28 protein-coding genes, 1 tRNA gene and 2 pseudogenes are annotated in these 19,778 nt (G+C 51.2%); 16 read left to right on the top strand and 15 right to left on the bottom strand.

Annotated elements, in window-relative coordinates; genetic code table 11:
• Nucleotides 1-16: 16 nt before the first annotated feature.
• The 3 genes and pseudogenes from BA6348_RS14575 to tlp form a co-directional block, all read right to left on the bottom strand.
• Nucleotides 17-349 (bottom strand): hypothetical protein, encoded by a 333-nt coding sequence (locus tag BA6348_RS14575; protein ID WP_005834861.1) that lies wholly within the window; start codon nucleotides 347-349, stop codon nucleotides 17-19.
• Nucleotides 350-368: 19 nt separating this feature from the next.
• A complete protein-coding gene (gene mnmA, locus BA6348_RS14570; RefSeq protein WP_005834859.1) occupies nucleotides 369-1,481 on the bottom strand; it encodes a tRNA 2-thiouridine(34) synthase MnmA in 1,113 nt (370 codons plus the stop codon).
• 139 nt (nucleotides 1,482-1,620) lie between these two features.
• Nucleotides 1,621-1,842: pseudogene (tlp, locus tag BA6348_RS14565) on the bottom strand (small acid-soluble spore protein Tlp).
• A gap of 120 nt (nucleotides 1,843-1,962) precedes the next feature.
• Between tlp and BA6348_RS14560 the strand changes: the two are divergent.
• Nucleotides 1,963-2,184 carry a hypothetical protein gene (locus BA6348_RS14560; protein WP_005834853.1) on the top strand — a complete coding sequence of 74 codons (222 nt, stop codon included), beginning with the start codon at nucleotides 1,963-1,965 and terminating at the stop codon, nucleotides 2,182-2,184.
• Between the two features lie 4 nt (nucleotides 2,185-2,188).
• Here BA6348_RS14560 and BA6348_RS14555 read toward each other — a convergent pair whose 3' ends face one another.
• Complete coding sequence (locus BA6348_RS14555; protein WP_007781987.1) at nucleotides 2,189-2,539, bottom strand: DUF952 domain-containing protein; 351 nt, start codon at nucleotides 2,537-2,539, stop codon at nucleotides 2,189-2,191.
• Between the two features lie 28 nt (nucleotides 2,540-2,567).
• Complete coding sequence (locus tag BA6348_RS14550; RefSeq protein WP_005834849.1) at nucleotides 2,568-2,813, bottom strand: hypothetical protein; 246 nt, start codon at nucleotides 2,811-2,813, stop codon at nucleotides 2,568-2,570.
• A gap of 167 nt (nucleotides 2,814-2,980) precedes the next feature.
• On the opposite strand from BA6348_RS14550, the gene BA6348_RS14545 reads away from it, so the two are divergent.
• The 3 genes from BA6348_RS14545 to BA6348_RS14535 all read left to right on the top strand — a co-directional run bounded on the left by BA6348_RS14545 (nucleotide 2,981) and on the right by BA6348_RS14535 (nucleotide 4,648).
• A complete protein-coding gene (locus BA6348_RS14545; protein ID WP_122952741.1) occupies nucleotides 2,981-3,991 on the top strand; it encodes a glycerophosphodiester phosphodiesterase family protein in 1,011 nt (336 codons plus the stop codon).
• A 69-nt stretch (nucleotides 3,992-4,060) separates the two neighbouring features.
• On the top strand, nucleotides 4,061-4,261 hold the full coding sequence (locus BA6348_RS14540; protein WP_007781980.1) for a hypothetical protein: 201 nt from the start codon (nucleotides 4,061-4,063) through the stop codon (nucleotides 4,259-4,261).
• Nucleotides 4,262-4,423: 162 nt separating this feature from the next.
• The gene (locus BA6348_RS14535) at nucleotides 4,424-4,648 is read left to right on the top strand and encodes a hypothetical protein (RefSeq protein ID WP_122952740.1); all 225 of its coding nucleotides are present in this window, start codon (nucleotides 4,424-4,426) and stop codon (nucleotides 4,646-4,648) included.
• A gap of 235 nt (nucleotides 4,649-4,883) precedes the next feature.
• Here the strand turns inward: BA6348_RS14535 and BA6348_RS14530 are convergent, their stop codons facing one another.
• Both BA6348_RS14530 and BA6348_RS14520 read right to left on the bottom strand, forming a co-directional pair.
• A complete protein-coding gene (locus BA6348_RS14530) occupies nucleotides 4,884-5,177 on the bottom strand; it encodes a YolD-like family protein (RefSeq protein WP_122952739.1) in 294 nt (97 codons plus the stop codon).
• A gap of 268 nt (nucleotides 5,178-5,445) precedes the next feature.
• Entirely contained in the window at nucleotides 5,446-6,378 is a 933-nt protein-coding gene (locus tag BA6348_RS14520; protein ID WP_242507353.1) for a bile acid:sodium symporter family protein, read from the bottom strand.
• 282 nt (nucleotides 6,379-6,660) lie between these two features.
• Between BA6348_RS14520 and BA6348_RS14515 the strand changes: the two genes are divergently transcribed.
• Complete coding sequence (locus tag BA6348_RS14515; RefSeq protein ID WP_005834838.1) at nucleotides 6,661-6,900, top strand: hypothetical protein; 240 nt, start codon at nucleotides 6,661-6,663, stop codon at nucleotides 6,898-6,900.
• 140 nt (nucleotides 6,901-7,040) lie between these two features.
• Here the strand turns inward: BA6348_RS14515 and BA6348_RS14510 are convergent, their stop codons facing one another.
• A complete protein-coding gene (locus tag BA6348_RS14510; RefSeq protein ID WP_005834837.1) occupies nucleotides 7,041-7,487 on the bottom strand; it encodes a YhcN/YlaJ family sporulation lipoprotein in 447 nt (148 codons plus the stop codon).
• A 749-nt stretch (nucleotides 7,488-8,236) separates the two neighbouring features.
• Here BA6348_RS14510 and BA6348_RS14505 point away from each other — a divergent pair.
• From BA6348_RS14505 to BA6348_RS14495, 3 genes are all read left to right on the top strand, one after another.
• Nucleotides 8,237-8,533 carry a hypothetical protein gene (locus BA6348_RS14505; RefSeq protein WP_148039194.1) on the top strand — a complete coding sequence of 99 codons (297 nt, stop codon included), beginning with the start codon at nucleotides 8,237-8,239 and terminating at the stop codon, nucleotides 8,531-8,533.
• A 31-nt stretch (nucleotides 8,534-8,564) separates the two neighbouring features.
• Nucleotides 8,565-9,005 carry a hypothetical protein gene (locus tag BA6348_RS14500; protein ID WP_005834833.1) on the top strand — a complete coding sequence of 147 codons (441 nt, stop codon included), beginning with the start codon at nucleotides 8,565-8,567 and terminating at the stop codon, nucleotides 9,003-9,005.
• A gap of 102 nt (nucleotides 9,006-9,107) precedes the next feature.
• Complete coding sequence (locus BA6348_RS14495; protein ID WP_005834832.1) at nucleotides 9,108-9,785, top strand: O-methyltransferase; 678 nt, start codon at nucleotides 9,108-9,110, stop codon at nucleotides 9,783-9,785.
• Between the two features lie 67 nt (nucleotides 9,786-9,852).
• Here the strand turns inward: BA6348_RS14495 and BA6348_RS14490 are convergent, their stop codons facing one another.
• Nucleotides 9,853-10,131, bottom strand: a complete 279-nt coding sequence (locus tag BA6348_RS14490) for a DUF3862 domain-containing protein (RefSeq protein WP_005834830.1) — start codon at nucleotides 10,129-10,131, stop codon at nucleotides 9,853-9,855.
• A gap of 147 nt (nucleotides 10,132-10,278) precedes the next feature.
• Between BA6348_RS14490 and BA6348_RS14485 the strand changes: the two genes are divergently transcribed.
• Nucleotides 10,279-10,626: a YkgJ family cysteine cluster protein gene (locus BA6348_RS14485; protein ID WP_007781960.1), complete on the top strand. Its 348-nt coding sequence runs from the start codon at nucleotides 10,279-10,281 to the stop codon at nucleotides 10,624-10,626.
• A 324-nt stretch (nucleotides 10,627-10,950) separates the two neighbouring features.
• Nucleotides 10,951-11,148 carry a hypothetical protein gene (locus tag BA6348_RS14475; protein WP_005834826.1) on the top strand — a complete coding sequence of 66 codons (198 nt, stop codon included), beginning with the start codon at nucleotides 10,951-10,953 and terminating at the stop codon, nucleotides 11,146-11,148.
• 223 nt (nucleotides 11,149-11,371) lie between these two features.
• Here BA6348_RS14475 and msrA read toward each other — a convergent pair whose 3' ends face one another.
• Nucleotides 11,372-11,896: a peptide-methionine (S)-S-oxide reductase MsrA gene (msrA, locus tag BA6348_RS14470; RefSeq protein ID WP_122952736.1), complete on the bottom strand. Its 525-nt coding sequence runs from the start codon at nucleotides 11,894-11,896 to the stop codon at nucleotides 11,372-11,374.
• A 205-nt stretch (nucleotides 11,897-12,101) separates the two neighbouring features.
• On the opposite strand from msrA, the gene BA6348_RS14465 reads away from it, so the two are divergent.
• Nucleotides 12,102-12,581 carry a GAF domain-containing protein gene (locus BA6348_RS14465; protein WP_005834822.1) on the top strand — a complete coding sequence of 160 codons (480 nt, stop codon included), beginning with the start codon at nucleotides 12,102-12,104 and terminating at the stop codon, nucleotides 12,579-12,581.
• Nucleotides 12,582-12,909: 328 nt separating this feature from the next.
• Here the strand turns inward: BA6348_RS14465 and BA6348_RS14460 are convergent, their stop codons facing one another.
• Both BA6348_RS14460 and BA6348_RS14455 read right to left on the bottom strand, forming a co-directional pair.
• Complete coding sequence (locus tag BA6348_RS14460) at nucleotides 12,910-13,092, bottom strand: hypothetical protein (RefSeq protein WP_122952735.1); 183 nt, start codon at nucleotides 13,090-13,092, stop codon at nucleotides 12,910-12,912.
• Nucleotides 13,093-13,333: 241 nt separating this feature from the next.
• Entirely contained in the window at nucleotides 13,334-13,540 is a 207-nt protein-coding gene (locus tag BA6348_RS14455; protein ID WP_026557257.1) for a hypothetical protein, read from the bottom strand.
• A gap of 224 nt (nucleotides 13,541-13,764) precedes the next feature.
• Between BA6348_RS14455 and BA6348_RS14450 the strand changes: the two genes are divergently transcribed.
• The 5 genes and pseudogenes from BA6348_RS14450 to BA6348_RS14430 all read left to right on the top strand — a co-directional run.
• On the top strand, nucleotides 13,765-13,959 hold the full coding sequence (locus BA6348_RS14450) for a hypothetical protein (RefSeq protein WP_005834816.1): 195 nt from the start codon (nucleotides 13,765-13,767) through the stop codon (nucleotides 13,957-13,959).
• Nucleotides 13,960-14,249: 290 nt separating this feature from the next.
• The gene (locus BA6348_RS14445; RefSeq protein ID WP_005834815.1) at nucleotides 14,250-14,774 is read left to right on the top strand and encodes a GNAT family N-acetyltransferase; all 525 of its coding nucleotides are present in this window, start codon (nucleotides 14,250-14,252) and stop codon (nucleotides 14,772-14,774) included.
• Nucleotides 14,775-14,852: 78 nt separating this feature from the next.
• Nucleotides 14,853-15,341, top strand: coding sequence for a GNAT family N-acetyltransferase (locus BA6348_RS14440; protein WP_081414716.1), 489 nt, complete (start codon nucleotides 14,853-14,855; stop codon nucleotides 15,339-15,341).
• A gap of 398 nt (nucleotides 15,342-15,739) precedes the next feature.
• Nucleotides 15,740-15,813: transfer RNA gene (locus BA6348_RS14435), tRNA-Gly, on the top strand.
• A 543-nt stretch (nucleotides 15,814-16,356) separates the two neighbouring features.
• A pseudogene (locus tag BA6348_RS14430) lies at nucleotides 16,357-16,971 on the top strand (23S rRNA (adenine(2058)-N(6))-methyltransferase Erm(C)); the annotation flags it as partial.
• Nucleotides 16,972-17,294: 323 nt separating this feature from the next.
• Here BA6348_RS14430 and BA6348_RS14425 read toward each other — a convergent pair.
• From BA6348_RS14425 to BA6348_RS14415, 3 genes are all read right to left on the bottom strand, one after another.
• Nucleotides 17,295-18,257 carry an NtaA/DmoA family FMN-dependent monooxygenase gene (locus BA6348_RS14425; protein WP_122952733.1) on the bottom strand — a complete coding sequence of 321 codons (963 nt, stop codon included), beginning with the start codon at nucleotides 18,255-18,257 and terminating at the stop codon, nucleotides 17,295-17,297.
• 42 nt (nucleotides 18,258-18,299) lie between these two features.
• A complete protein-coding gene (locus BA6348_RS14420) occupies nucleotides 18,300-18,848 on the bottom strand; it encodes a helix-turn-helix domain-containing protein (protein ID WP_122952732.1) in 549 nt (182 codons plus the stop codon).
• A gap of 309 nt (nucleotides 18,849-19,157) precedes the next feature.
• Entirely contained in the window at nucleotides 19,158-19,496 is a 339-nt protein-coding gene (locus BA6348_RS14415) for a helix-turn-helix domain-containing protein (protein WP_005836684.1), read from the bottom strand.
• Nucleotides 19,497-19,778 lie beyond the last annotated feature (282 nt).

Below are 19,778 nucleotides of genomic sequence, written 5' to 3'. Positions count from 1 at the left end.
CCAGTCAGGTTAATCCTTAATGCGGAAGAATCCACTCTTCCGGTTCCTTGATAATCGAGGAATGGTTATCGGAGCGATACCAGGCTGTCAGGCTTTGCCCATCTTTCGTGTACACGATGCGATAGATGGTGTTGCCCTTTCCGCTTTTCGGGAAGGGACTCTCCTCGGGAGGAACCACTGTCACACCACCCGCTTCAATCACGCCACCCTTTTCCTTGATGACGCTCTCGATCACGGTCATGTGCTCGTTGCTCGTGGCCGACATCCCCACGTAAGCGAGTATTCCCAGCAAAAGCGCTCCCGCCAAAAACGAAACAATAATCACTTTTGACTTTTTCGTAGCATCCACCAAGCGCTTCCCCCGTTATTCAATTCTCTTTGTCGATCAAACGCACCTTGTCAATCGTACCTCCGCCCAGGCACACTTCCCCATCGTAAAAGACGACGGCTTGGCCAGGAGTAACCGCTTTTTGCGGCTCGGCGAAAACGACTTCTACGGTGTTGCCCTCGCGGATGTGCACCGTCACTTGCTGGTCCGGCTGGCGATAGCGGAATTTCGCGGTGCACGCAAACGATTCGGTCGGCTTGTTCGCGCTCACCCAGCTTACGTCTGTCGCCAGCAAGCTACTCGAATACAGGCGGGGATGGTTGGAGCCTTCGCCGACGATCAAGACGTTGCGCTCCAGGTCTTTGTCCACCACAAACCACGGCTGGCCGGTCTTGCCGTGCCCGCCGCCAATCCCCAGGCCTTGGCGCTGGCCGAGCGTGTAGTACATCAGGCCGTCATGCTGCCCGATCACGTCTCCGTCTACCGTTTCGATATTGCCGGGCTTGGCTGGCAAGTAGTTTTGCAAAAACTCGCGGAAGTTGCGTTCGCCAATGAAGCAAATCCCTGTGCTGTCCTTCTTTTTCGCGGTGTAAAGCCCGGCTTCTTCGGCAATTTTGCGCACCTCGGGCTTCGGCAAATGCCCGATCGGGAACATCGTTTTTGACAACTGCTCCTGGCCGAGCACATTGAGGAAGTACGTCTGGTCTTTGTTGTTGTCCGCGCCGCGGATCAGCTTGTACTCTCCGTCGATGAACTTCACCTGCGCGTAATGGCCGGTGGCGATGTAATCGGCTCCCAGGTCCATGACCTTGGCGAGCAGCTCGCCGAACTTGATTTCACGGTTGCACATCACATCAGGATTCGGTGTGCGCCCGCGTTTATATTCATCCAAAAAATACTGGAACACCTTGTCCATGTATTCTTTTTCAAAATTCACGGTGTAGTATGGAATGCCAATTTGTTCACAGACGCGCCGGACATCCTGGAAGTCTTCTTCCGCCGTGCAGTGGCCGAATTCATCGGTATCATCCCAGTTTTTCATGAAGATGCCGATGACGTCATATCCCTGTTGCTTGAGCAGGTAAGCCGTCACGGAGGAGTCGACCCCGCCGGACATGCCGACAACGACGCGTGTATCTTCTGGTCGTTTCATAGTCTTTCTCCTCTTGATTTAATTTGTCCATCTACAGATTACCATGTTTCGTCCAACAATTCATGTTTTGTTGCACTTTTGTCGGCCTAATGTGAAAAACGCCTGCCGCAATGGACAGCGACAGGCGTTGATGAGCACGTTATTCACTTTGGGAAACTTCGTCTTTAATCTCGGAGCGGAACCCTTCGATGCTCTCTGCACGGCGCTGGTTTTTCGCCTCGATGTTCGCTCATTCCTCTTCGGAAATCTCGCCCGCGTGTGCCGCCAGGTAATCTTCCGACTCGCGAATGCTCTCTTCCGTGTTTTGCAGCATTTCTTGCAGCTTGGCTGCGTTGTCAGAACGATCGTCCGGTTTTGCCATGAAAAACACTCCTCACTTTGCCAGTATGATTCACTACCTGTACCATTGTGCTTCGTTCGCGGAACAATTATGTATGATAGGATAGAGAGAACGGACTTTGCGAAAAAGAAGGTTTTTCACATGGCTTCTCTGGATTTTCTGGAACGAAAGCTGCTGCGGATCATAGCGGAGACAGACCCTGTCCGGCTCAAACGCCAATGGGTGAGCAAGCGCGCCGAGTCTTCCGGCGAAAGCGAGCAGCGCAAACGAATCGCCCTCTTGCTGCGCAGGCTCGACAAGTTGCCGCCAGCCAAGCGTCGCGAGGTGCTGGATTTGCTCGCGCAGTTCAACTGGAACGGATAGGGCATTAGCGGATGGACGGACCGATGTGCCAGTGCCCGTCTGTTTTCAGCATGCGCCTCACGTCTACTATCGCCTCGCGATGGAGCGGGCCGTAAATGTGCGGATACAAAAGCCCGTCCTTGGCCTGCTCGTACTTCACGGGCGAAGGCGATTTTGTCTCGTCCACGACGAGCACGTACAACTCCTCATCGAACGCGCCGTACACCCGGTCTGCTACCTTGCCGAGCAGCTCCTCGCCTTTTGTGGCGTGAATGAACCCTTCCTGCTCGTAGTCGCGAGGCAGGTAATGGTCTTTGTCCGCCCATTTCTCCCAATAAGCTTTTGGGCACATACAATAAATGATCGATGGCTGCATGTTGTGTTCTCTCCCTTGTCGCACCGCTTTATTTTTTCCCCATCGCCTTGTTGAGATGGCGCATGGCTTTATCGAAAAACATCTGGTCGAAGGCGCCCTGATCGAACTTCCATTCAATGAAGTTTTTCAACGAATGCAAATCTACCCACGCATCCTTCGCTTGCGGGTTGCGGTCAGGCACTTCGCCCGTGACTTCTCCTTCGTAGACCAGCTTCGCCATCTCTGCCGGGTGCATCCCGATCTGATAGGCGATCTGGTGTAGCGCTATTTTCATGGAATCCCCCTGCTCTGTCCATTCTGGTTTCAATTATTCATCTATTTTGCCAGTCTTTTTCCTCCATGCCAACCCCTGCTCTCTCCGGCGAAAAAGGATTTCCGCTTGCGTCCGCATTTTGATAGAATGAACGCACAAAAAGTCACGACGCTGGAGGATTACAAGTCATGTCCACTTCCGATAACAGACCGCGCAAGCAATGGTACCGCAAAAAAGTGGTCTGGATCCCGCTTTTGTTTGTCGCCTACGTCTTTTTCGTCAACAGCTCCTACCTGGCTGCTCCGCCTGCCGGCTCTCCCTTTTTGCTCGCCCACCGCGGAATGACGCAGACCTTTCACATGGAAGGGCTGACGAACGAGACGTGTACAGCCGAACGAATTTACCCGCCGGAGCATCCGTATCTGGAAAACACGCTGCCGTCCATGAAAGCCGCCTTCGCAGCAGGTGCCGACGTCGTGGAATTTGACGTCCACTGGACGAAAGACGGGCAATTTGCCGTGTTCCACGACTGGACGCTCGGCTGTCGCACGAACGGCGACGGCGTCACCAGAGATTTTACCCTGGCCGACCTGCAGAAGCTCGATATCGGCTACAACTATACGGCAGACGGAGGACGCACCTATCCGTTTCGCGGAAAAGGCATCGGGCTGATGCCGTCGTTAACCGATGTGCTCAAAGCGTTCCCCGACGAGTCTCTGCTCATCCATATCAAGAGCAATGATCCAAACGAAGGACAGGCGCTCGCGGACGCCTTGCAGGCTCTGCCAAAAGAACGGCTGGAAAAGCTGACAGTCTACGGAGGCGACGAGCCGATCGCCGCCGTGAAGAGCCAAATCCCGGAGCTGCGCGTCATCTCGATGGATACGATGAAAAGCTGTCTGATCCCGTACATAGCGGCGGGCTGGTCCGGTTACGTTCCCGACGCCTGCGCCCACACCCAGCTCCACATTCCCGATCAAATCGCGCCATGGCTGTGGGGTTGGCCGAACCGTTTCATGGCGAGAATGGAAGCAGTAAATACGCGCGCCATCCTTGTAGCCGGAAGCGGCGATTTTTCCGCAGGCTTCGATACGCCTGCTGACCTCGACCGGGTGCCTGCTACGTTTACGGACGGTATCTGGACGAACCGGATTGACCGGATCGGACCTGTTTTTCCCGAAAAATTCGCAGGGAACTGAAACGATTGCCAAGCATATTCGTAAATACGAATATAAACCGATCCTACACGACGACTGGGAGTGATGGAGATGTTAAAAAAGCTATTGAAAAATTTACTGGGTAATCACTCGACTTCTTCCCACAAATACCGGAAATACAGCAGCAGCGACTACAAGTATCGCAAAGGATACGGTTCCAGCCACGGACATCGGCACGGGCATGGGCACTCCCATTACGGCAGCTCCCACTACAAGCGGAAGCACTCCAGCAGAAGTTTTTTCAGCAGCTAGGCGGTCCCGTCCCTTGCATGCGCACGCGTAAAAACACTCTGTTTGCCTGACAGCAGAGTGTTTTTTGTCGTTCATACGGTCATTTAGTTAACATAATAAATATTATGTCTCGTTCAAACAAACGCCTTCCTATGCTACAATATGGAAAAGGAGCGTGCACAAATGAACCCTTCCAAATCGTTTTACTATACAGTCGATCACGCCATGGTGGATGAGTACAAAAAAATGCTCGACTTGATGAAAATTCCTTACACGATCGAAGCCCCTGTCGCTTTGCTAAAGGAGGGAGCCGATCAGTATTCGTTCGTGTTCCCGAACATGCCGGGCCGTCTGTACCAGATGGTGAGCAAGCTGTTCAAGGGCGAGGGCAAGCCTTATCCGCAATAGGCAAGCTATCCGGGCAAAAAAAAGGACCCATTTCTGGGTCGAAGATAGGAAGTGGAGAGAATGCATGCTATGTAATATATACTAACATATCACGGTCGATTGTCAACGCTTTTTGGCAATTTTCTTGATTTCGTGTTAGGTTTTCTTACATAATATCTTTTTACTTCCTCATCCAAACGAAAAAGGAGGGCATAGTCGCCCTCCTTCTTTTGTGCCTGCCGCTAAAACTCCAAGCTCAGCCGCGCACATTCACGATCTGCTCCAGCTCAATCCATTCGCTTCTCGTTTCGTTGACCAACTGGACTTTGCGCGCTTTCGGATCGACCCACTTGACCACGCCCCACATGCTTTGCGTGTTGCCGCACTCGCCGTCCAACGAAACCCACCAGCTTACCGTCACCGCGTAATCCTCCATGCCCGAGTCGCGAAGCAAATACAAAAACGATTCGCGCTCCTGCTTCGTGACCCCCGGCGGAGTAGTGCGCTGCCGGGAAGCTTGCCGTCCCGCATAGCTAGTTCCGATCCCCACTTGCTTTCACCCACCCTAACCTGCACAAATCGTTGACGGCGCGCCTCATCTGGCGATCCGCCGCGATTGTGTTGATCTCTATTCCGTTCTCCAGCATTTTGTAGACACGAAGATGTACAGTTGTCAGCACCGGAACCCGCTTCATCACATTGTGGACGGGCACAACTATTGTCTCCAGCAAAAGCCTCACCTCGAACGTACGTTTGTATGTATTATATACGAACAACATGCGAACAAGCAATAAAAAAAAGCAGGATTTCCCTGCTTTCTACTGCGCGGCTTCCTGGGTGATTTTTTTCGGTGTTTTCTCCACGACGTCCAAAAACTTGCCAAAGGTGGAAGCGAGCGTCTGCTGGAACAGCATCCCGAGCACGACAGGCAGCGCGACTGTCGCCGGGAAATACGTAATCGCCATGACCGCTCCGGCACTGATGTTGCGCATCCCGCTGTTAAAGGTCAAGGTCACGATCACATCGCGCTCCCAGCCAAAGAGCCGGGAGATCCACCACCCGAGCAGGTAGCCCAAAATCGCGAGGAAAAGCACGACCAGCGCCATTCCCAGCAGCCTGGCATCAAAGGCGTGGAAATAGCTTGCGACCATCGAGCTGTTGATGGCAACGACGACACCCATGCCCAGCTTGGAAAACGGAGCGAGCTTGGGAGCCAACGTCTTTTTGACCCTCCCCTGCGAAAAATGATGCAGCAGCATCCCGGCAAGCGACGGCAGCACAATCATGTAAAACAGCCCCTGCATCATGTCCCACGTGTCCATCTCCACCTTTGCCCCGAGCAAAACGTACATGCCAAACGGAACGACAAGCGGCGAAATCATCGTATCTAGCAAAATAATCGAAAGCGTCAGGGCAATATTGCCCATGTAAATCGACGACCAGAGAAAGCTGGAGATCCCGGTCGGTATAAGTGCGGCCAACAAAAAGCCTGTGACGACATGCATGTCGTCCGGGTAGAGCAGATGAGCCACTCCCCAGGCGATAAACGGCATCAGCGCATGCAAAATCAGCAAATTGACGACGAGCGGCAGCGGCCGTGTCAATACTTTGGCAAATTCCTTGAACCCCGCTCCCAAACTCCCGGCAAAGGTCATAAAGGCAAACACCCACGGCGACAAAAAGGCATAGGGCTGAAGATGAGTCCCGGCCAACACGCCAATCGCCACACTGCTCGGGGTCAATACCGGCATTATTTTTTCCAATGACTTGTTTACTCTTGCTAAAACATCCACACTCTCCACCTCATTCGCTTCCGAAAACGCTCCACGGATCTTCTCTCACGGCTCAACGAAAAATCCCATCCTCTTATATTACGCACTAGGCAAGTTTATTTCCATAGTAAAGAGATAAACATGGTAAGACAAAGTGTCGAAAAAAATGATTTTATCCGCTCTTGCGCAGGCTGCCAGACAAATCGTTGCATACTTCTCTGTCATCGGGTAAAGCCTAAGGCAAGGAAAGGAGGTATTTTTATGAACGGAATGGATTGGGTAGAATTTATCCGCAAAACCGAAGATAAAATGTACCACCTCCATCGGGCCATTGATGGGATTTGTAATGAGCCGGATTACAAAGAATCCGTTTCTGCCCTGACCGAAGTGGTAAGGGATTATCAAGTGCTGGTTGAGAAAGCGAAAGACGAGCTGCGCGGCGTCGACTTGCATCGTGACCGCGATCATGACCGTGACCGTGTTCATGGCGATTGCTATTAAACGAATCCAACTCCCATCCCGGGAGTTTTTCTTTTGCCCTCGATGCGTTGTTCATCGGCAACCGTTCGCCTCGCCTGCTTGTTCACCGACCGCAAAAAGCCTCGGCCACCTTTTTGGCAAGCCGAGGCGCTAGACCGCTATTACCCTTTCATTTTCTTTTCCAGCTTTTTGCTCGCTTTCTTTTTCTGGCACGCTTCCTTGACATCCGTTGGCCACGGAGCGCCGCTCATCGCTTGCAAATCCATAAACAGCTTCTTGTCAGAGGTCACGTGGATTTTTGAATCCGGAAAAGCCTCCTTCAGCTTGCCAGAGACTTCTTTTTCAATCGACTCCAGCCGAAAGCGGTTGAAATTGCTCACCTTGATCGCCAGGTTCAGGTCTTTGTCGATGTGGACGGCTGCCACTTCGTCAATGCCATCCACCCTGCCTGCAATCGCCTTTGCCTGCTCCTCCCATTCGGTATGGCGCACGGGCGCCGGAGTGCACAACGGCTCCGCGTCGTTTTTCTGCTGGGTTTGCGCGTTGTTCTTGCCCGTGCAGCCCGTAATCGCCAAGACAAGCGCCAAAACAGCAAGGATCGTTCGCATGCGAAACACCTCCAGATCAATTTTCCCTTTCTTTAGGATGACCGGAAATGGAGCATGTATGAATGCGCGATCCTTCCATGGCAAGTTCTCGCCAACGTACAGCCGAAAGTATGGTACAAAAGACCTGAATATGTATGGCTCGCTTTTGTTGCAAGTAAGGCTTTCGTCGCAGCAAAAAACTTGGCTGCGCCAAGACATTGGCAAGGCTTTAGTTGCCCTCATACTGGATAAGAATCTGTATAAAAAAAGCGGTGGCTCCTCTGCATTTTTGAGCCACCGCGGACCCCAAGAACATTGTGAGTCCTCGTATAGAATATACCAAAAGCGCGTCAAAACGCGATAGGAGATCATTGGATGCCGGACGGCAAAAAAAATCCCAGCCGCAACTTCCGGCCGGGGCGTACGGGGTAGTACGCATATGTCATACGTGAATGATCTAATCATAAAGTACGATCTTCCCCTAAACAACGATCAATTTTAGGTAATTATACCTATGTATGGAACAAAAAAATAGCGTCGACCTATCTGCATAAATTCAGTCGAACGCATCGAATCCCCAAGTTGGATTATACTAGCTAGCTTGGATTACTTTTCTATTATCGCTAGAATTGGACGATAATACCATGCGAAAATAATGGTAACGGACGCAATTGTTTCCTCTATTTTTCCGTAAGGCTCCATAACAAATACCATTATTCCTCAAAATATCCAATTATGTTACAATGTACATGGTGATAACGATGCTCATTTTGTTTCGATTTTTTTTGGAAATCATTCGCATACTGATTTGCATGGCCATTTTTTTGGTGGTGACAGGCCCGGTGGTCACCTTGTTTTTTCCCGAACAAGCGCCGGGGGAAGGCATTTTTTTGGCGCACGCCGCCTTGTTTCTCCTCCTGCTCGTTTACTACCGCAATCGGCTGCAGCAATCTAGCTGGTTTCCAAGCAAGCACAACCACCCGCTTTCCAGGATGGCTACCGCGCTGCTCTCCTTTAGTGCAGCCACATGCTTTTTCGCAGCCATCTACATGACGTACCTCCAATAATTGTCGTTGACAGAAAGTGAGTGCAAATCCATTGACCGCAAAGCATGCCTATACGCTCAGCACGATTTTGTTTCTAGCCAGCGGGTTGCTCTACACGCTTGAAAGAATGCTCGCCTACTACATCTGGATCGGGCAAATGCAAGCCGCCTCTGCCACCGGGCAGTTTCCCACGCAGCCGGAGCTTCCCTCCCTGTTCACCAACGGCTTTGTGACCTTTTTTCTGGCGGCAAGCCTTTTTCTCTTGATCGTCGGGATCGTTTTGTCGACTCCCAAGCAGCCATCCGTTCGTCCAGGTCACGAGTCGGGCGCCGCGAATCCTTCCGGGGGGAATGCTTCGTCCATTGGCGCGCGAGAGCACGAAGCTGAAGCAGCGACGGGAGGCTTTGACAGGCTGCCAACGTATTTGGTTTACGGAATCATAGCGTTTCTGGGCTTTCTCATCGTCGTTGGCTTCCTCAATTTCTTGCGCTGAAATCGCCTTTGCATTTCCAATATTTCGACGATGCAGCTTTTATGATATGCTGTTTTTGCCATATGCTCTTTTCGTAGCCTTGTCATAAAAAGGAGGGAAACCATGAATCGCGAACAATGGACAGCCGTAGACGAGTATTTTACGCAAAAATTCGTTTCAGCCGATCCGATCCTGGAAGCCGTGCTGGAAAACAACGCTTCCGCTGGCCTCCCGCCTATCGACGTCGCGCCCAATCAGGGAAAATTTCTCCATCTGCTGGCACGAATCCAGGGAGCCCGGACGATTTTGGAGATCGGGACACTGGGCGGCTACAGTACGATTTGGCTAGCCCGCGCCTTACCTGCCGACGGTCGGCTCATCACGCTGGAAGCGGCACCGAAGCATGCCGAGGTGGCCAAAGCCAACATCGCCCGTGCCGGGCTGGAATCGGTGGTCGAGATCAGGCTTGGAGACGCCTTGGACAGCCTTTCTGCGCTCGCGGATGAAAAACAGGGACCGTTTGACCTCATCTTCATCGACGCCGACAAGAAAAACAATCCGGACTACTTCCGCTGGGCGCTGAAGTTCTCGCGAAAAGGCAGCGTCATCATTACCGATAACGTGGTGCGCAAAGGTGCCGTCGTCGACGAAGCCACCAGCGATCCGAACATTGTCGGCGTCCGGCAATTCGCCGATCTGGTCGCAAACAAGCCGACGGTTAGCGCGACCGCAATTCAAACGGTCGGCAGCAAAGGCTACGACGGCTTTGCCATCGCGCTGGTAACGGAAGATCCGCGTTAACGAGCCGTACAGAACATCCTGGGAAGAAAAACCCGTCGTTTGCGCTTGCTGCAAAGACGGGTTTGGTTTATTTCAGCCCATATTGGCCTTTGACTTGCAGCTTGCCATCCAGAAAGGTAAAGCTGGCGTTGCTGCCTGCCGCTTCCCCTTCGTACATGTAGACCACGGCATGAAATTGCTCTCCTTTATTGCCCGCTTCGGAGAGCAGCTCACCTTCTCCGCCGATGATGTTTTTCACTTCGTCATACGTCATCCCGTTTTCTATCTGGTCAAAGGCTGCTTTTGTAATTTTCGCCTTGTCGCTGTTCGCCGACTCCGTGCTGGCCGCCCTTTTTTCTCGCCGCAAATGGCAACTTTTAAAACAAATTGCACATTGACAAAAATTTCATTTTGTGATAAGATGGAATTATTTTTATTTACAATTCAAAATAAACCTTTCATACTATTCTTTACACAACAAACAGCAAAGAACAGATAGAAAGGTTGTGCTTTTGTGAATACACTGCCATGCCAAGACTGCAAAGGCTTATGCTGCGGTCCTGTGCCGATCACGGAAAAAGAGCGCAAGCACATACATAAGAAGCTGAAGGCCATGCCGAAAAAGCTGCGCGAAAACTTGGAGCAGCAGCCCCGCTTTAGCGGAACCTGTATTTTTTATGACATGAACAAAGATCAGTGCGGCATTCATTCGTTTCGTCCGGAGATATGCCGCATGTTCGGCTATCACGAAGACCTCGTCTGCTTTCGCAAGCCGGAGCTGGCCACCAAAGGAAAGGTCGCAATCAAAGAGAGGTACATCGGCCACCTGAGCATTGATTTTACGTGGAAAGATTTTCGCTGACACTCCGCTTGCCATGGCGCGTCGCTTCTCCCCCTCTCCTGTAACCAAAAATCCCCAAAACCGTATTGTCCATGGGGAGGGATCTTCGCCTATGTTCGACGATATTATAAGCAACGGAATCCTTTGGCTGCTTTTCATCGCCTGGGTATTGATTGTCGCGTCACCGTCTTACCGAATCAGATGGCTGTATGTCCTGGCTATCGGGTTGCTCATCTTCTCGATCTTTTGGGACTTTTCCGGGGTTGAAGCCGAAATCCACCGGCATGGACACTAGACGTAAAGAGAAGGAAGGCGCTGTTGAAATTTCCGGGAGGTGTCTGCTAGATGGGACCGTTCATCGGCTTTGGCCTGCTCGCTTGTCTGGCTATCACGCTTTTTCTCGCATTCGAAAGGCTGATCGAGCGCAGCCTGCCCACTGACAGCTTTTTGGCAGGCATGCTGTTAAAAACGATGTTGTTTCTACTCGTGTGTGCGCTCGTCTATTTTGCGTTGCCGTGGTTTAGCGGCCTGTTTGTACTCTAAACGGTGCCGTTCGAAAAAGCTTGCACGACGAAGGAGACAGAGCTGTATCGGGCGGTCGGCAGCAGCACGTACGAACGGCGCTCCAGATCACACACCTGGCTTGGCCGAAGCGTTCGCTAAGAGTCGTTTGGATGAGCGAACAAAAAAACCCGCCTTTTGCCAAAAGACGGGGACTGCCAGCAGCCTGTTCGGCTCTGCTACTGTGCTGTTTTTGCTGCCGCGCTTATGTCGTTTCCTTCCAATGCTCCTGAATGTACGCGTCGCGCCCGGATTTCTCGCGGTCTTCCTTGTAATGCTTCGGATTTTTCTTGTGGTAGCCCTGGTGGTATTCTTCTGCCGGATAAAACGGAGCAGCAGGCAAAATTTCCGTGACAATCGGCTTCGAGAAGCGGCCGCTCGCCTCCAGCGCTTTTTTGGACTGGACTGCCAGTTCGTGCTGTTTTTCATTGTGCGTAAAAATGGCTGTGCGATACTGGCTGCCGCGATCATGAAACTGCCCGTCAGGATCTGTCGGAACAATTTGCTGCCAATACAGCTCGAGCAGTCTCTCATAAGGGAACAGCTCCGGGTCGAACGTAATTTGAACCGCTTCCCAGTGCCCGGTCTGCCCCGTTTTGACCTGTTCGTAGGTCGGGTTCTCGACCGAGCCCCCTGTATAACCCGAGACGATGCCTCCGATCCCTGGCAACTCTTCAAACGGAGTAACCATGCACCAGAAGCACCCTCCGGCAAATGTCGCTTTTTCCATGCTGTCTTTTGCCTCCTATCCATGCCTTGCCCACGAGAAAATTCGGTATATCTCCCTTCATTGTACTAGAGCTCTCTACCAGCTTCTAGCAAAACTTGGGGCCAGCCGCATACTCTCGGCGAATTTGCCGGAGCCATTTCTCACCCGGATGGTTTATAATGGCGGAGTAGATCAACAGATGCTCAGCGGGTGGGAGGTAGCTTTCATGTTCAAACTCGAAAAGTTTCAAGGAAAAAAAGAAGAAAACTACGAACTGGTCATCAAACAGCTAGAAGCGCTGCTTGCAGGCGAATCCAACCAGGTCGCCAATCTGGCAAACGCCGCCGCTTTGCTGAACCAATTTTTCGAGGAAGTAAACTGGGTCGGCTTTTACCTCAATGATGGGAATGAGCTGGTGCTTGGACCGTTCCAGGGGCTGCCTGCGTGCGTGCGCATTCCGTTTGGCAAAGGCGTATGCGGCACCGCGGCGGAGAAGCGGGAAACTGTTCGCGTGGAAGATGTGCACTTGTTCCCCGGCCATATCGCCTGCGACGCCGCATCCGAATCGGAAATCGTCGTGCCGATCATAAAAGACGGCCAGCTTCTCGGCGTGCTCGACATCGACAGCCCGCGAAAAAACCGATTTGACGAAGTCGATCAGCTTTATTTGGAAAAGTTCGTGCAGGCGCTCGTTCGCTTTTTGTAGGCGCGCTTCCGCAGGGCAGGAACGAATGCTTGCCCCTCCGTGTGCGGAATGTAGCTTCGTCCATCTTTTGGGGCTTTGGTGCAGCCTTCGTTGCCTTCCTGTCGATGCGACTGTTTCTCTCTTCTTGGCTAGTAAAAAAAGAGCAGGCTCCCTCTGCTCTTTTTTGCTTTCATGGACTTGCTTTCATTTTCGGCAGTAGTGTTTTGCCCGCTCTTTTATCACTTGCTTTTTCGTCTTCGCTCTTATTCGCTGCACGGCGCTCGTCTCCCAGTTGCAAATCGCCCCCGGAATCGGCGCATAGAACCGAAACGCGCGGCTTTTTGCCTCGTTACTTGCTCTTTTTCCAGATCAAAACAACGAGGAAAGCGACGTGCAGCATCAATAAGCCCGTCAGCAAGTAATTCGTGGTCTGGATTTGCTCCTGCAGCGAAGCGAGCTGCCTCGTCACCTCCGACAAGGAATGGCCTGTTACGTCGCCTGCTTGCCGGACACTTGCGGAAAGATCGTTCAAATATTGGTGCAGCTTCTGTAAAGTCTACGTTTTGCATCGAAACGCCATCCTCTTCCCAGGTTTCATTAGCTTGCAACGATTCTGTCATTTGGCCTGGCCGTGTCTATCGGAAGAGGCAAAAAGCGGCGTTTTTTCGATCTTGCTGGCGCACCTGCTGTTGCCCATGGCGAGGGACGCCTTTTCTAAGCGGGTATCAATCGCTTGCTTTTCTCCATGTTGCTTTCCTTGATATCCCAGCCGTTTACTTTTGCGTACGTCTTTGGCTCTCAAGCAGTTCATCGAGCTTTTGATTGCGCTCGCGGTCAAGCTGTATTTTTGTTTTCATGAAACTGAGCGTTTTCCCTATCGCATAAATGACAAACGCGTAAAACAGCAGCACCGGGAGGAAAACGATCAATTGGACCAGCATTGTGTTCCATTCCAAAGCGACAGCGCCAAAATCCAGCACAGTTCCAGCCCCCTTTCTCTCTCTTGATGCAGCCCCATTGCCAGGCTGAATATTTTTCCAGAAGACAGAATTCCTTTTTAATATTACCACTATCTCCCAAATACGCAAGCAGTGCGTCGCTCGTTCCCTTCGGACTGCCAAAGGCCAAAAAATCTCCCTTTTTATTCCATTCCCTCTTGGAAAATGATACCCTATATATCGTAAGGCAGAGAGGAGGCTTTTTTATGAAAAGACTGGCTTATTTAGGGGCGGGATTGTTGACAGGCGTCCTGTTTCTCCTGTTTGAACCGAGGCATCGGATTGACTTTGTCGAGGCTCTCCTCGCCATTCTCAACGTAGTAGGCGTTCTCTTCCTGGCCTTCTTCGGACTCGCGATTGGCGTTGAAGCGATAAAAAGTCTTTTTCGAAAAGAACAATAGCGAAGCGTTTATCTGTCATTGCTGTCCCCGCATCCGAACGCAATCAATGGAAGAAATCCATTCTGCGAGCGAATTTGCTGACCAATTTGTCCAACTTCGTGCAAGCCAGCACAATATCTCCGCGCCGCCTGGGAAGAAGCTTCGCTCGATGTCTGGCTGGATGTGTCCGGCGTTCCCCGAAAGACCATCCCTGTTCCTGTCCTTGAGCAGCTTGCGAGCCATTCAACAAAGCTGCGTCCGTATCGCCGGCAGCTTTGTCGACTACTCTACCGCCCCCAAAGGAGAATCCGATGAACGAGCAACTTTTCAGTGCGCACCTCACCTTGAGCAAACTGGCCCCAACCGATTGGGAGCTGATCCGCTCCATTTACTCCAACCCGGCGCTCATGCAACACATCGGGGCAGCGATGAGCGAAGAAGAAATTCGCCGCAACTTCGAAAAAGAGCTCGCTCCGTGGAGCCTCGATTCGACGCATTGGCTCACCTGGATCATCCGCGAGGCGGCGACCAGCAGCGACGTCGGTCTGATGAGCCTCTGCACCCGCAGGCGCGAGCCGCTCACGGCGGAAGCAGGCTTCATCATCGTAGAAGCGCACAAAGGCAAAGGCTATGCTACCGAAGCGCTCCAGCTCGTCTTCGACTTCGCTGCCAGTACGTATGGATTCAAAGTGTTTACGGCCGTTTGTTCGGAAGAGCACGCCGCTTCCAGGCGCGTTTTGGAAAAGGCCGGGATGAAGCTGGATAAAATCGTGCCGGAGAATACGGAAATTGCCGGAAAGCTGGTGAATGACTGTTTTTATTCGTTGGAAAAGTGAGTCTTTCGTCGGCTTTTGGCAGGGAGAAATCTCTCTACCAGTAGCCTGCTTCCTACCAAAATGCAAAGGGTGGTATTCGTGTTCCACATTCGAAATGTCCAGATGGAAGATTTGCCGCAGCTTGTCGTCATTGAACAGCTCTGTTTTTCGGAAGAAGAGGCGGCAACGAAAGCGGCGTTTGCAAAGCGGATTCAGATGATTCCAGATAGCTTTTATGTTGCCGAAGAAAACGGGGAAATTGTAGGGTTAATTAACGGCCCCGTCATCGAAACCGCCTACATAACCGACGATTTGTTTACGCATATAAAGAAAAACCCGGCAACCGGCGGGCATCAAAGCATCCTGGGACTGGCGGTCCACCCGCAGTTTCAAAAGCACGGCATCGCAGCAAAGCTGCTGATGCACCTGGAACAAGAAGCAAGACAGAAACATCGTGAAACGATCACCCTTACCTGCAAAGAAAACTTAATTGGCTATTACGAAAAGCATGGTTATGTCAACAAGGGGCTCTCCAGTTCTGAACATGCCGGAGAGAAGTGGTACAACATGATAAAAGCATTATCGTAATTTTTCGCGTACGGGCCATGATGAGAAAGCGAACGGATATCGCTCGCAAGCTTTTGACAAGCTTTTAAACGACATACACCCCACCATTCGTCTGTGGGGTTTCGTTTTGCTTGCCTATCAACTCAACACCGCCGTTTTAACAGAGCCGTTGATAATAGAAGCTATGCTGGATATCCGAGACAACACGGAACGCATCGTTGCCTGTCAGACCTGCATCCCCCATCGACAACAGCCCGACGAACAGGCTGGCGTAACATTTTCCGTCTTTTTTTGCCCCAAGCAAACCTTTATGGATATCTTTTCCTTGACTTGGAGGATGCTGCTGCTATAATAAATAACAGAGGAATGAAACATTTTCACTGTGTGTAACAAACAGGACAAGCCAGTCTCGACGTTTTGCGGGTGTAGTTCAATGGTAGAACTCTAGCTTCCCAAGCTAGCGGCGTGGGTTCGATTCCCATCACCCGCTCCATACAAAAGCTTTTGAAAGCCTTGCTGATGCAAGGTTTTTTCTTTTCCTTCTTCCGCATAGACATGCACCACAAGCCCAAAAAGCGGTTTAACCCCCTGGTTAAAAGCTCATGCGAGGCCATTTCTTGGGTCAAACACGCAAATGGTGTTGACTCCCCTGCAAAGATGATGCTACATTGTAAATGTATGTAAAAAATTTCGAAAGAGGATTATTAAAAGATGGATTATATGAGACTACGTTCCCTGACTTTGAATAAGTAATTGTATATTCAAAGGCTCTGCTTGTGTGAGCAGGGTAAACGGGATTAGTCTGCCTTCTTTTAATAATCTTCATTTTGCATGAAATATACGGCAAGGTGTAGAAAGGTAGATCATACTGCCTTTCTTTTGTTATGCACATTTCCCCTTTTCTTTTCGTATGGCACAGGGGATCTTGTTTCGCTATGGCCACTTACGCGTAAATTGGCGTACGCGGAGGTCTTCTTCCGTTTGCTCTCCATCACAGGCAGAGTGCCCGTGATTTCCAATTGGAGAGGGCCGCCTGATCGAAACTTTGAAGCTAAAAACAGCGCACAACGGGAATGTGACGATCATTCAGCAAGATATCGTAAAGCTGCAGCTTCCCAAAGAAAACTTTGTTGTCGTGTCCAACATCCCCTATTCCATCACGACTCCGATCATGAAAATGCTGTTAAACCACCCGGCGAGCGGCTTTCAGAGAGGCGTTCTCGTTATGGAAAAAGGAGCCGCCAAAAGATTTACAGCCAAAGCGGTCAAAGATGCGTATGTGGCCGCCTGGAGAATGTGGTTTGACATTTGTTACGTAAAAACCGTGCCGAGGGAATGTTTCGCTCCCCCTCCGAAGGTGGATTCGGCCATTCTTTCCATTACGCGAAAAGCAAAGCCGCTTGTCCCGCTGAAACATCACGTCCTTTTCCACCGACTTGCCGAACACATCCTGAAAGCGCCAAAGGCAGCGATCGACGACGCTGTTCGGGGCATTTTTACCCCTCCGCAAATCACGCATTTAAAGCGAAACCTGAAGGGAACAGCGGATTTGCGGGTGGAGTCTTTAAGCGAGGAGCAGTGGGGCGTAATGTTTGAGACGATGGTCAAATACGTTCCGCCGTTCAGATGGCCAAAAGGGAGAAAAAAGTAGCCAAACATCAGCGCGCAGTCTCAAGCCGTTGCCGAACAGCCGAACATTTGCAAGCAAAAACAGCCTGCCAGCTCTTGGGGCCTCATCCCCTTGGAGCTGACAGGCTTTTCCGTTTGCACTCTTTCTCAGGCGCATACCGTAACGCATAACGCACGCATTTAAAAGAACGGCGAAAACTGGCGAAAAGCCCCCAGCCCCCGATGAGCACCCTTTTTTGCTCCCCGGTTTCGAAAAACTGACGATTTTCTCGCTCTTTTCCATCGCCAATGGCACTTTTGGATGGCTCTCCGGTTTGGAAAAGGCGTCACCCTCGTTTTTTCCCGTCAGCGGACGACGAAGCGATTGGACGGGCGCGGCAAGCCGAGATGTTCACGCAGCGTATTACCGCTGTATTCCGTGCGAAAAATGCCGCGGTTTTGCAGTTCGGGGATCACGTAATGAACGAGATCGTCCAGCGATTGCGGCGGCATCAGCAGCAGATCAGACTCAGGCCGGCCGTATTTGGCCAAGCGCCGTTTCAGGTCGAAATAAAACGATTGCGCTTCCGGCAAGGTGCGTAAAGCGGTGAACACGACGTCTGCCCCCTGGGCCGACCGTTCCTTGAACGTATCGGACCGCCCCGCCTGGACAATGACAGGATGCCCTTGAATCGGCCTTGCCACGTTCAGCGGACCGCGCACGGAAAACCACGTCCCTTCGTGATGCAACGCATGAATTTTGCCAGGATCGGCGAAATCGCCCGCTTCCCGGTCTATCTTGATCGCATCGTCCTCCCAACTGTCCCACAGTGCTTTTACCACATCGAGAAATTCCTCGGAATGCGCGTGCCGCTGCTCGTGTCGCGGGCGGTGATCGTTGCGAAAGTTGTGCGCGTCCAGATCGCCAATCGAGGTGACGACGTTCCAGGAAGCGCGGCCGCCGCTCAGATGGTCGAGCGTCGCCAGCATGCGCGCGACATGGAACGGCTCATGGTAGGTCGTCGACACCGTCGCAGACAAGCCGATATGCGAAGTCGCACCTGCAAGGGCAGACAGCAACGTCAACGGCTCGGGCCAAATGTTTATCCCCCGGCGCAGTTCCTCGGGGCTGTTCGCTGATACCGTATATTTATCCGGTTGAAAAATATAGTCGAGCTTGCCTTCCTCTGCCGTTCGCGCCAGCTCACGATAAAAGGCAAAGTCCAGGATTCGTTCCGGCTGTGCCGCCTGATCCCGCCAGCCCCCGCCGGAAGAACCCGGCGTAATGAGCGAAGTAGACAGCTTCAACTGCTTCTTGCCATTGCTCATGATGGACCCACCCCAGTCATTGGTAAATCGAATAAGAGACGGTCAACCATCTCCAGTTGCCATTCCAGCGTAATCGCGTCGTAGGCCCACATAGTGCAGCGTGACGATTTTCGTATCGTAGCCCCGAAAGCGCGCATATTGTTTCGGGGGAAGGCCGACGATTTGTTTGAACCGCCGATTGAAATAATGGGTGTCTTTGAATCCGCTGTTGCGCGAAATCGTATGCAACAGCTCGCCGCCGCTAAGCAGTTCTTCCTTCGAGCGGTTGATGCGGTAGGCGGTCAAGTAACCGATCGGGCTTTTTCCCGTCGCCCTTTTGAACAAACGGGTAAACTGACGAACGCTGAGATTCGCTTGCCTCGCCAATTGCTGCACGGTCAGCTCTTCGGCGTAATGCTCGTGCAAATACTCAATCGAACGCTCGATTGCAGCCGCCGAGTCCTCTTCTTCTACCGTTCGCGTTTGCTCGAACAGGGAGCACAGCAACTGCTGGAAAGCGATCTGCCCTTTGAATTGCTCCAGCTCATCTTCGCTCGGCCAGCGCCGCAGCAAAGCTTGACAATCGACGAGTACGCGATGAGCCGGCTTCATCCGGAAAACGCGATCGAACGGGAAGCAAAACGTTTCCTCTTACTTATTTCGTTTGCTGGAATCGGCGGAGACTGTCCGAAATAACAGGCGGTACAAATTGACAGAATATTAGGGCATGGGGATCCCGTTTAGTCTCCGATTATTGTAAATTTGCTCAAACTTAGTTTGAAGTGGAGGGGGCAGTAACCACAGTGGACGAGATACAAGCAAAACTTAATGATGTTGAATACGCAATATGAAATAGAGGGTCGGAGAATGTGGTTCCGCCTTTTTTTGACATTTCAAGAATACTTGCTAAACGACTGTTTTTCACAGATCTTTCCAGTCCAGCAATAGATCTAGTAACTTGAGGAAGATTTTTTGATCCTCAATGCTCCTTGTTTGCAAGCGGGTGACGATTCGGGACAATGTATACTCTTGAGAATCTGGATTAGAGTGGATTGACCGAAAAAGATTTTCTAACGGAATCCCCAGGGCGTTTGCCACCTTTTCTACACTCCCCAAAGTGGCGTTTTTTTCTCCACGTTCCAATTGCCCAATATATGTAGTGTGGAGATTGGCTAAGTGGGCTAATTCCTCTTGGCTCAATCCCTTTGCTTTGCGGTATTTTCGAATCCTTTCCCCAATAAGCTTTGGCAAGTCACTCATTCTACCACCTCTTAGGTAACTGTATCTTTAGTCTTAGGCTCCCCCAAGAGACAATAGATATAAAAAATAAAACGATGATATACTATAAGTATTATTTTTTTGCAAAAAACGTCGAAAAAAGGCGAATAAAGTCGTATAATGGGTTTAAATACCCATGCCTTTAGCGCTATCCTCTTTTATAACTGGTGATTCAAGTGAAAAGATTGGGAGTTTTTACCACGTCAGACGAAAATGGAAATCTTTTAGAGGACATCATACGAAAGAAAATGTTTCAACATGTTT

The organism is Brevibacillus agri, assembly GCF_004117055.1.
Taxonomy (GTDB): domain Bacteria; phylum Bacillota; class Bacilli; order Brevibacillales; family Brevibacillaceae; genus Brevibacillus; species Brevibacillus agri.
Note: the sequence above shows the minus strand (reverse complement) of the source record. Positions and strands in the feature narration are given on the sequence as shown.

Bases quoted from the DNA above. Each gene is read 5' to 3' on its own strand.
- BA6348_RS14475 (WP_005834826.1), top strand. From the start codon at position 10,951: ATGGGACCGTTCATCGGCTTTGGCCTGCTCGCTTGTCTGGCTATCACG.
- BA6348_RS14425 (WP_122952733.1), bottom strand. From the start codon at position 18,257: ATGAGCAATGGCAAGAAGCAGTTGAAGCTGTCTACTTCGCTCATTACG.
- BA6348_RS14465 (WP_005834822.1), top strand. From the start codon at position 12,102: ATGTTCAAACTCGAAAAGTTTCAAGGAAAAAAAGAAGAAAACTACGAA.
- BA6348_RS14535 (WP_122952740.1), top strand. From the start codon at position 4,424: ATGAACCCTTCCAAATCGTTTTACTATACAGTCGATCACGCCATGGTG.
- msrA (WP_122952736.1), bottom strand. From the start codon at position 11,896: ATGGAAAAAGCGACATTTGCCGGAGGGTGCTTCTGGTGCATGGTTACT.
- mnmA (WP_005834859.1), bottom strand. From the start codon at position 1,481: ATGAAACGACCAGAAGATACACGCGTCGTTGTCGGCATGTCCGGCGGG.
- BA6348_RS14495 (WP_005834832.1), top strand. From the start codon at position 9,108: ATGAATCGCGAACAATGGACAGCCGTAGACGAGTATTTTACGCAAAAA.
- BA6348_RS14420 (WP_122952732.1), bottom strand. From the start codon at position 18,848: ATGAAGCCGGCTCATCGCGTACTCGTCGATTGTCAAGCTTTGCTGCGG.
- BA6348_RS14550 (WP_005834849.1), bottom strand. From the start codon at position 2,813: ATGAAAATAGCGCTACACCAGATCGCCTATCAGATCGGGATGCACCCG.
- BA6348_RS14510 (WP_005834837.1), bottom strand. From the start codon at position 7,487: ATGCGAACGATCCTTGCTGTTTTGGCGCTTGTCTTGGCGATTACGGGC.
- BA6348_RS14520 (WP_242507353.1), bottom strand. From the start codon at position 6,378: ATGCCGGTATTGACCCCGAGCAGTGTGGCGATTGGCGTGTTGGCCGGG.
- BA6348_RS14555 (WP_007781987.1), bottom strand. From the start codon at position 2,539: ATGCAGCCATCGATCATTTATTGTATGTGCCCAAAAGCTTATTGGGAG.
- BA6348_RS14560 (WP_005834853.1), top strand. From the start codon at position 1,963: ATGGCTTCTCTGGATTTTCTGGAACGAAAGCTGCTGCGGATCATAGCG.
- BA6348_RS14545 (WP_122952741.1), top strand. From the start codon at position 2,981: ATGTCCACTTCCGATAACAGACCGCGCAAGCAATGGTACCGCAAAAAA.
- BA6348_RS14450 (WP_005834816.1), top strand. From the start codon at position 13,765: ATGAAAAGACTGGCTTATTTAGGGGCGGGATTGTTGACAGGCGTCCTG.
- BA6348_RS14515 (WP_005834838.1), top strand. From the start codon at position 6,661: ATGAACGGAATGGATTGGGTAGAATTTATCCGCAAAACCGAAGATAAA.
- BA6348_RS14540 (WP_007781980.1), top strand. From the start codon at position 4,061: ATGTTAAAAAAGCTATTGAAAAATTTACTGGGTAATCACTCGACTTCT.
- BA6348_RS14415 (WP_005836684.1), bottom strand. From the start codon at position 19,496: ATGAGTGACTTGCCAAAGCTTATTGGGGAAAGGATTCGAAAATACCGC.
- BA6348_RS14445 (WP_005834815.1), top strand. From the start codon at position 14,250: ATGAACGAGCAACTTTTCAGTGCGCACCTCACCTTGAGCAAACTGGCC.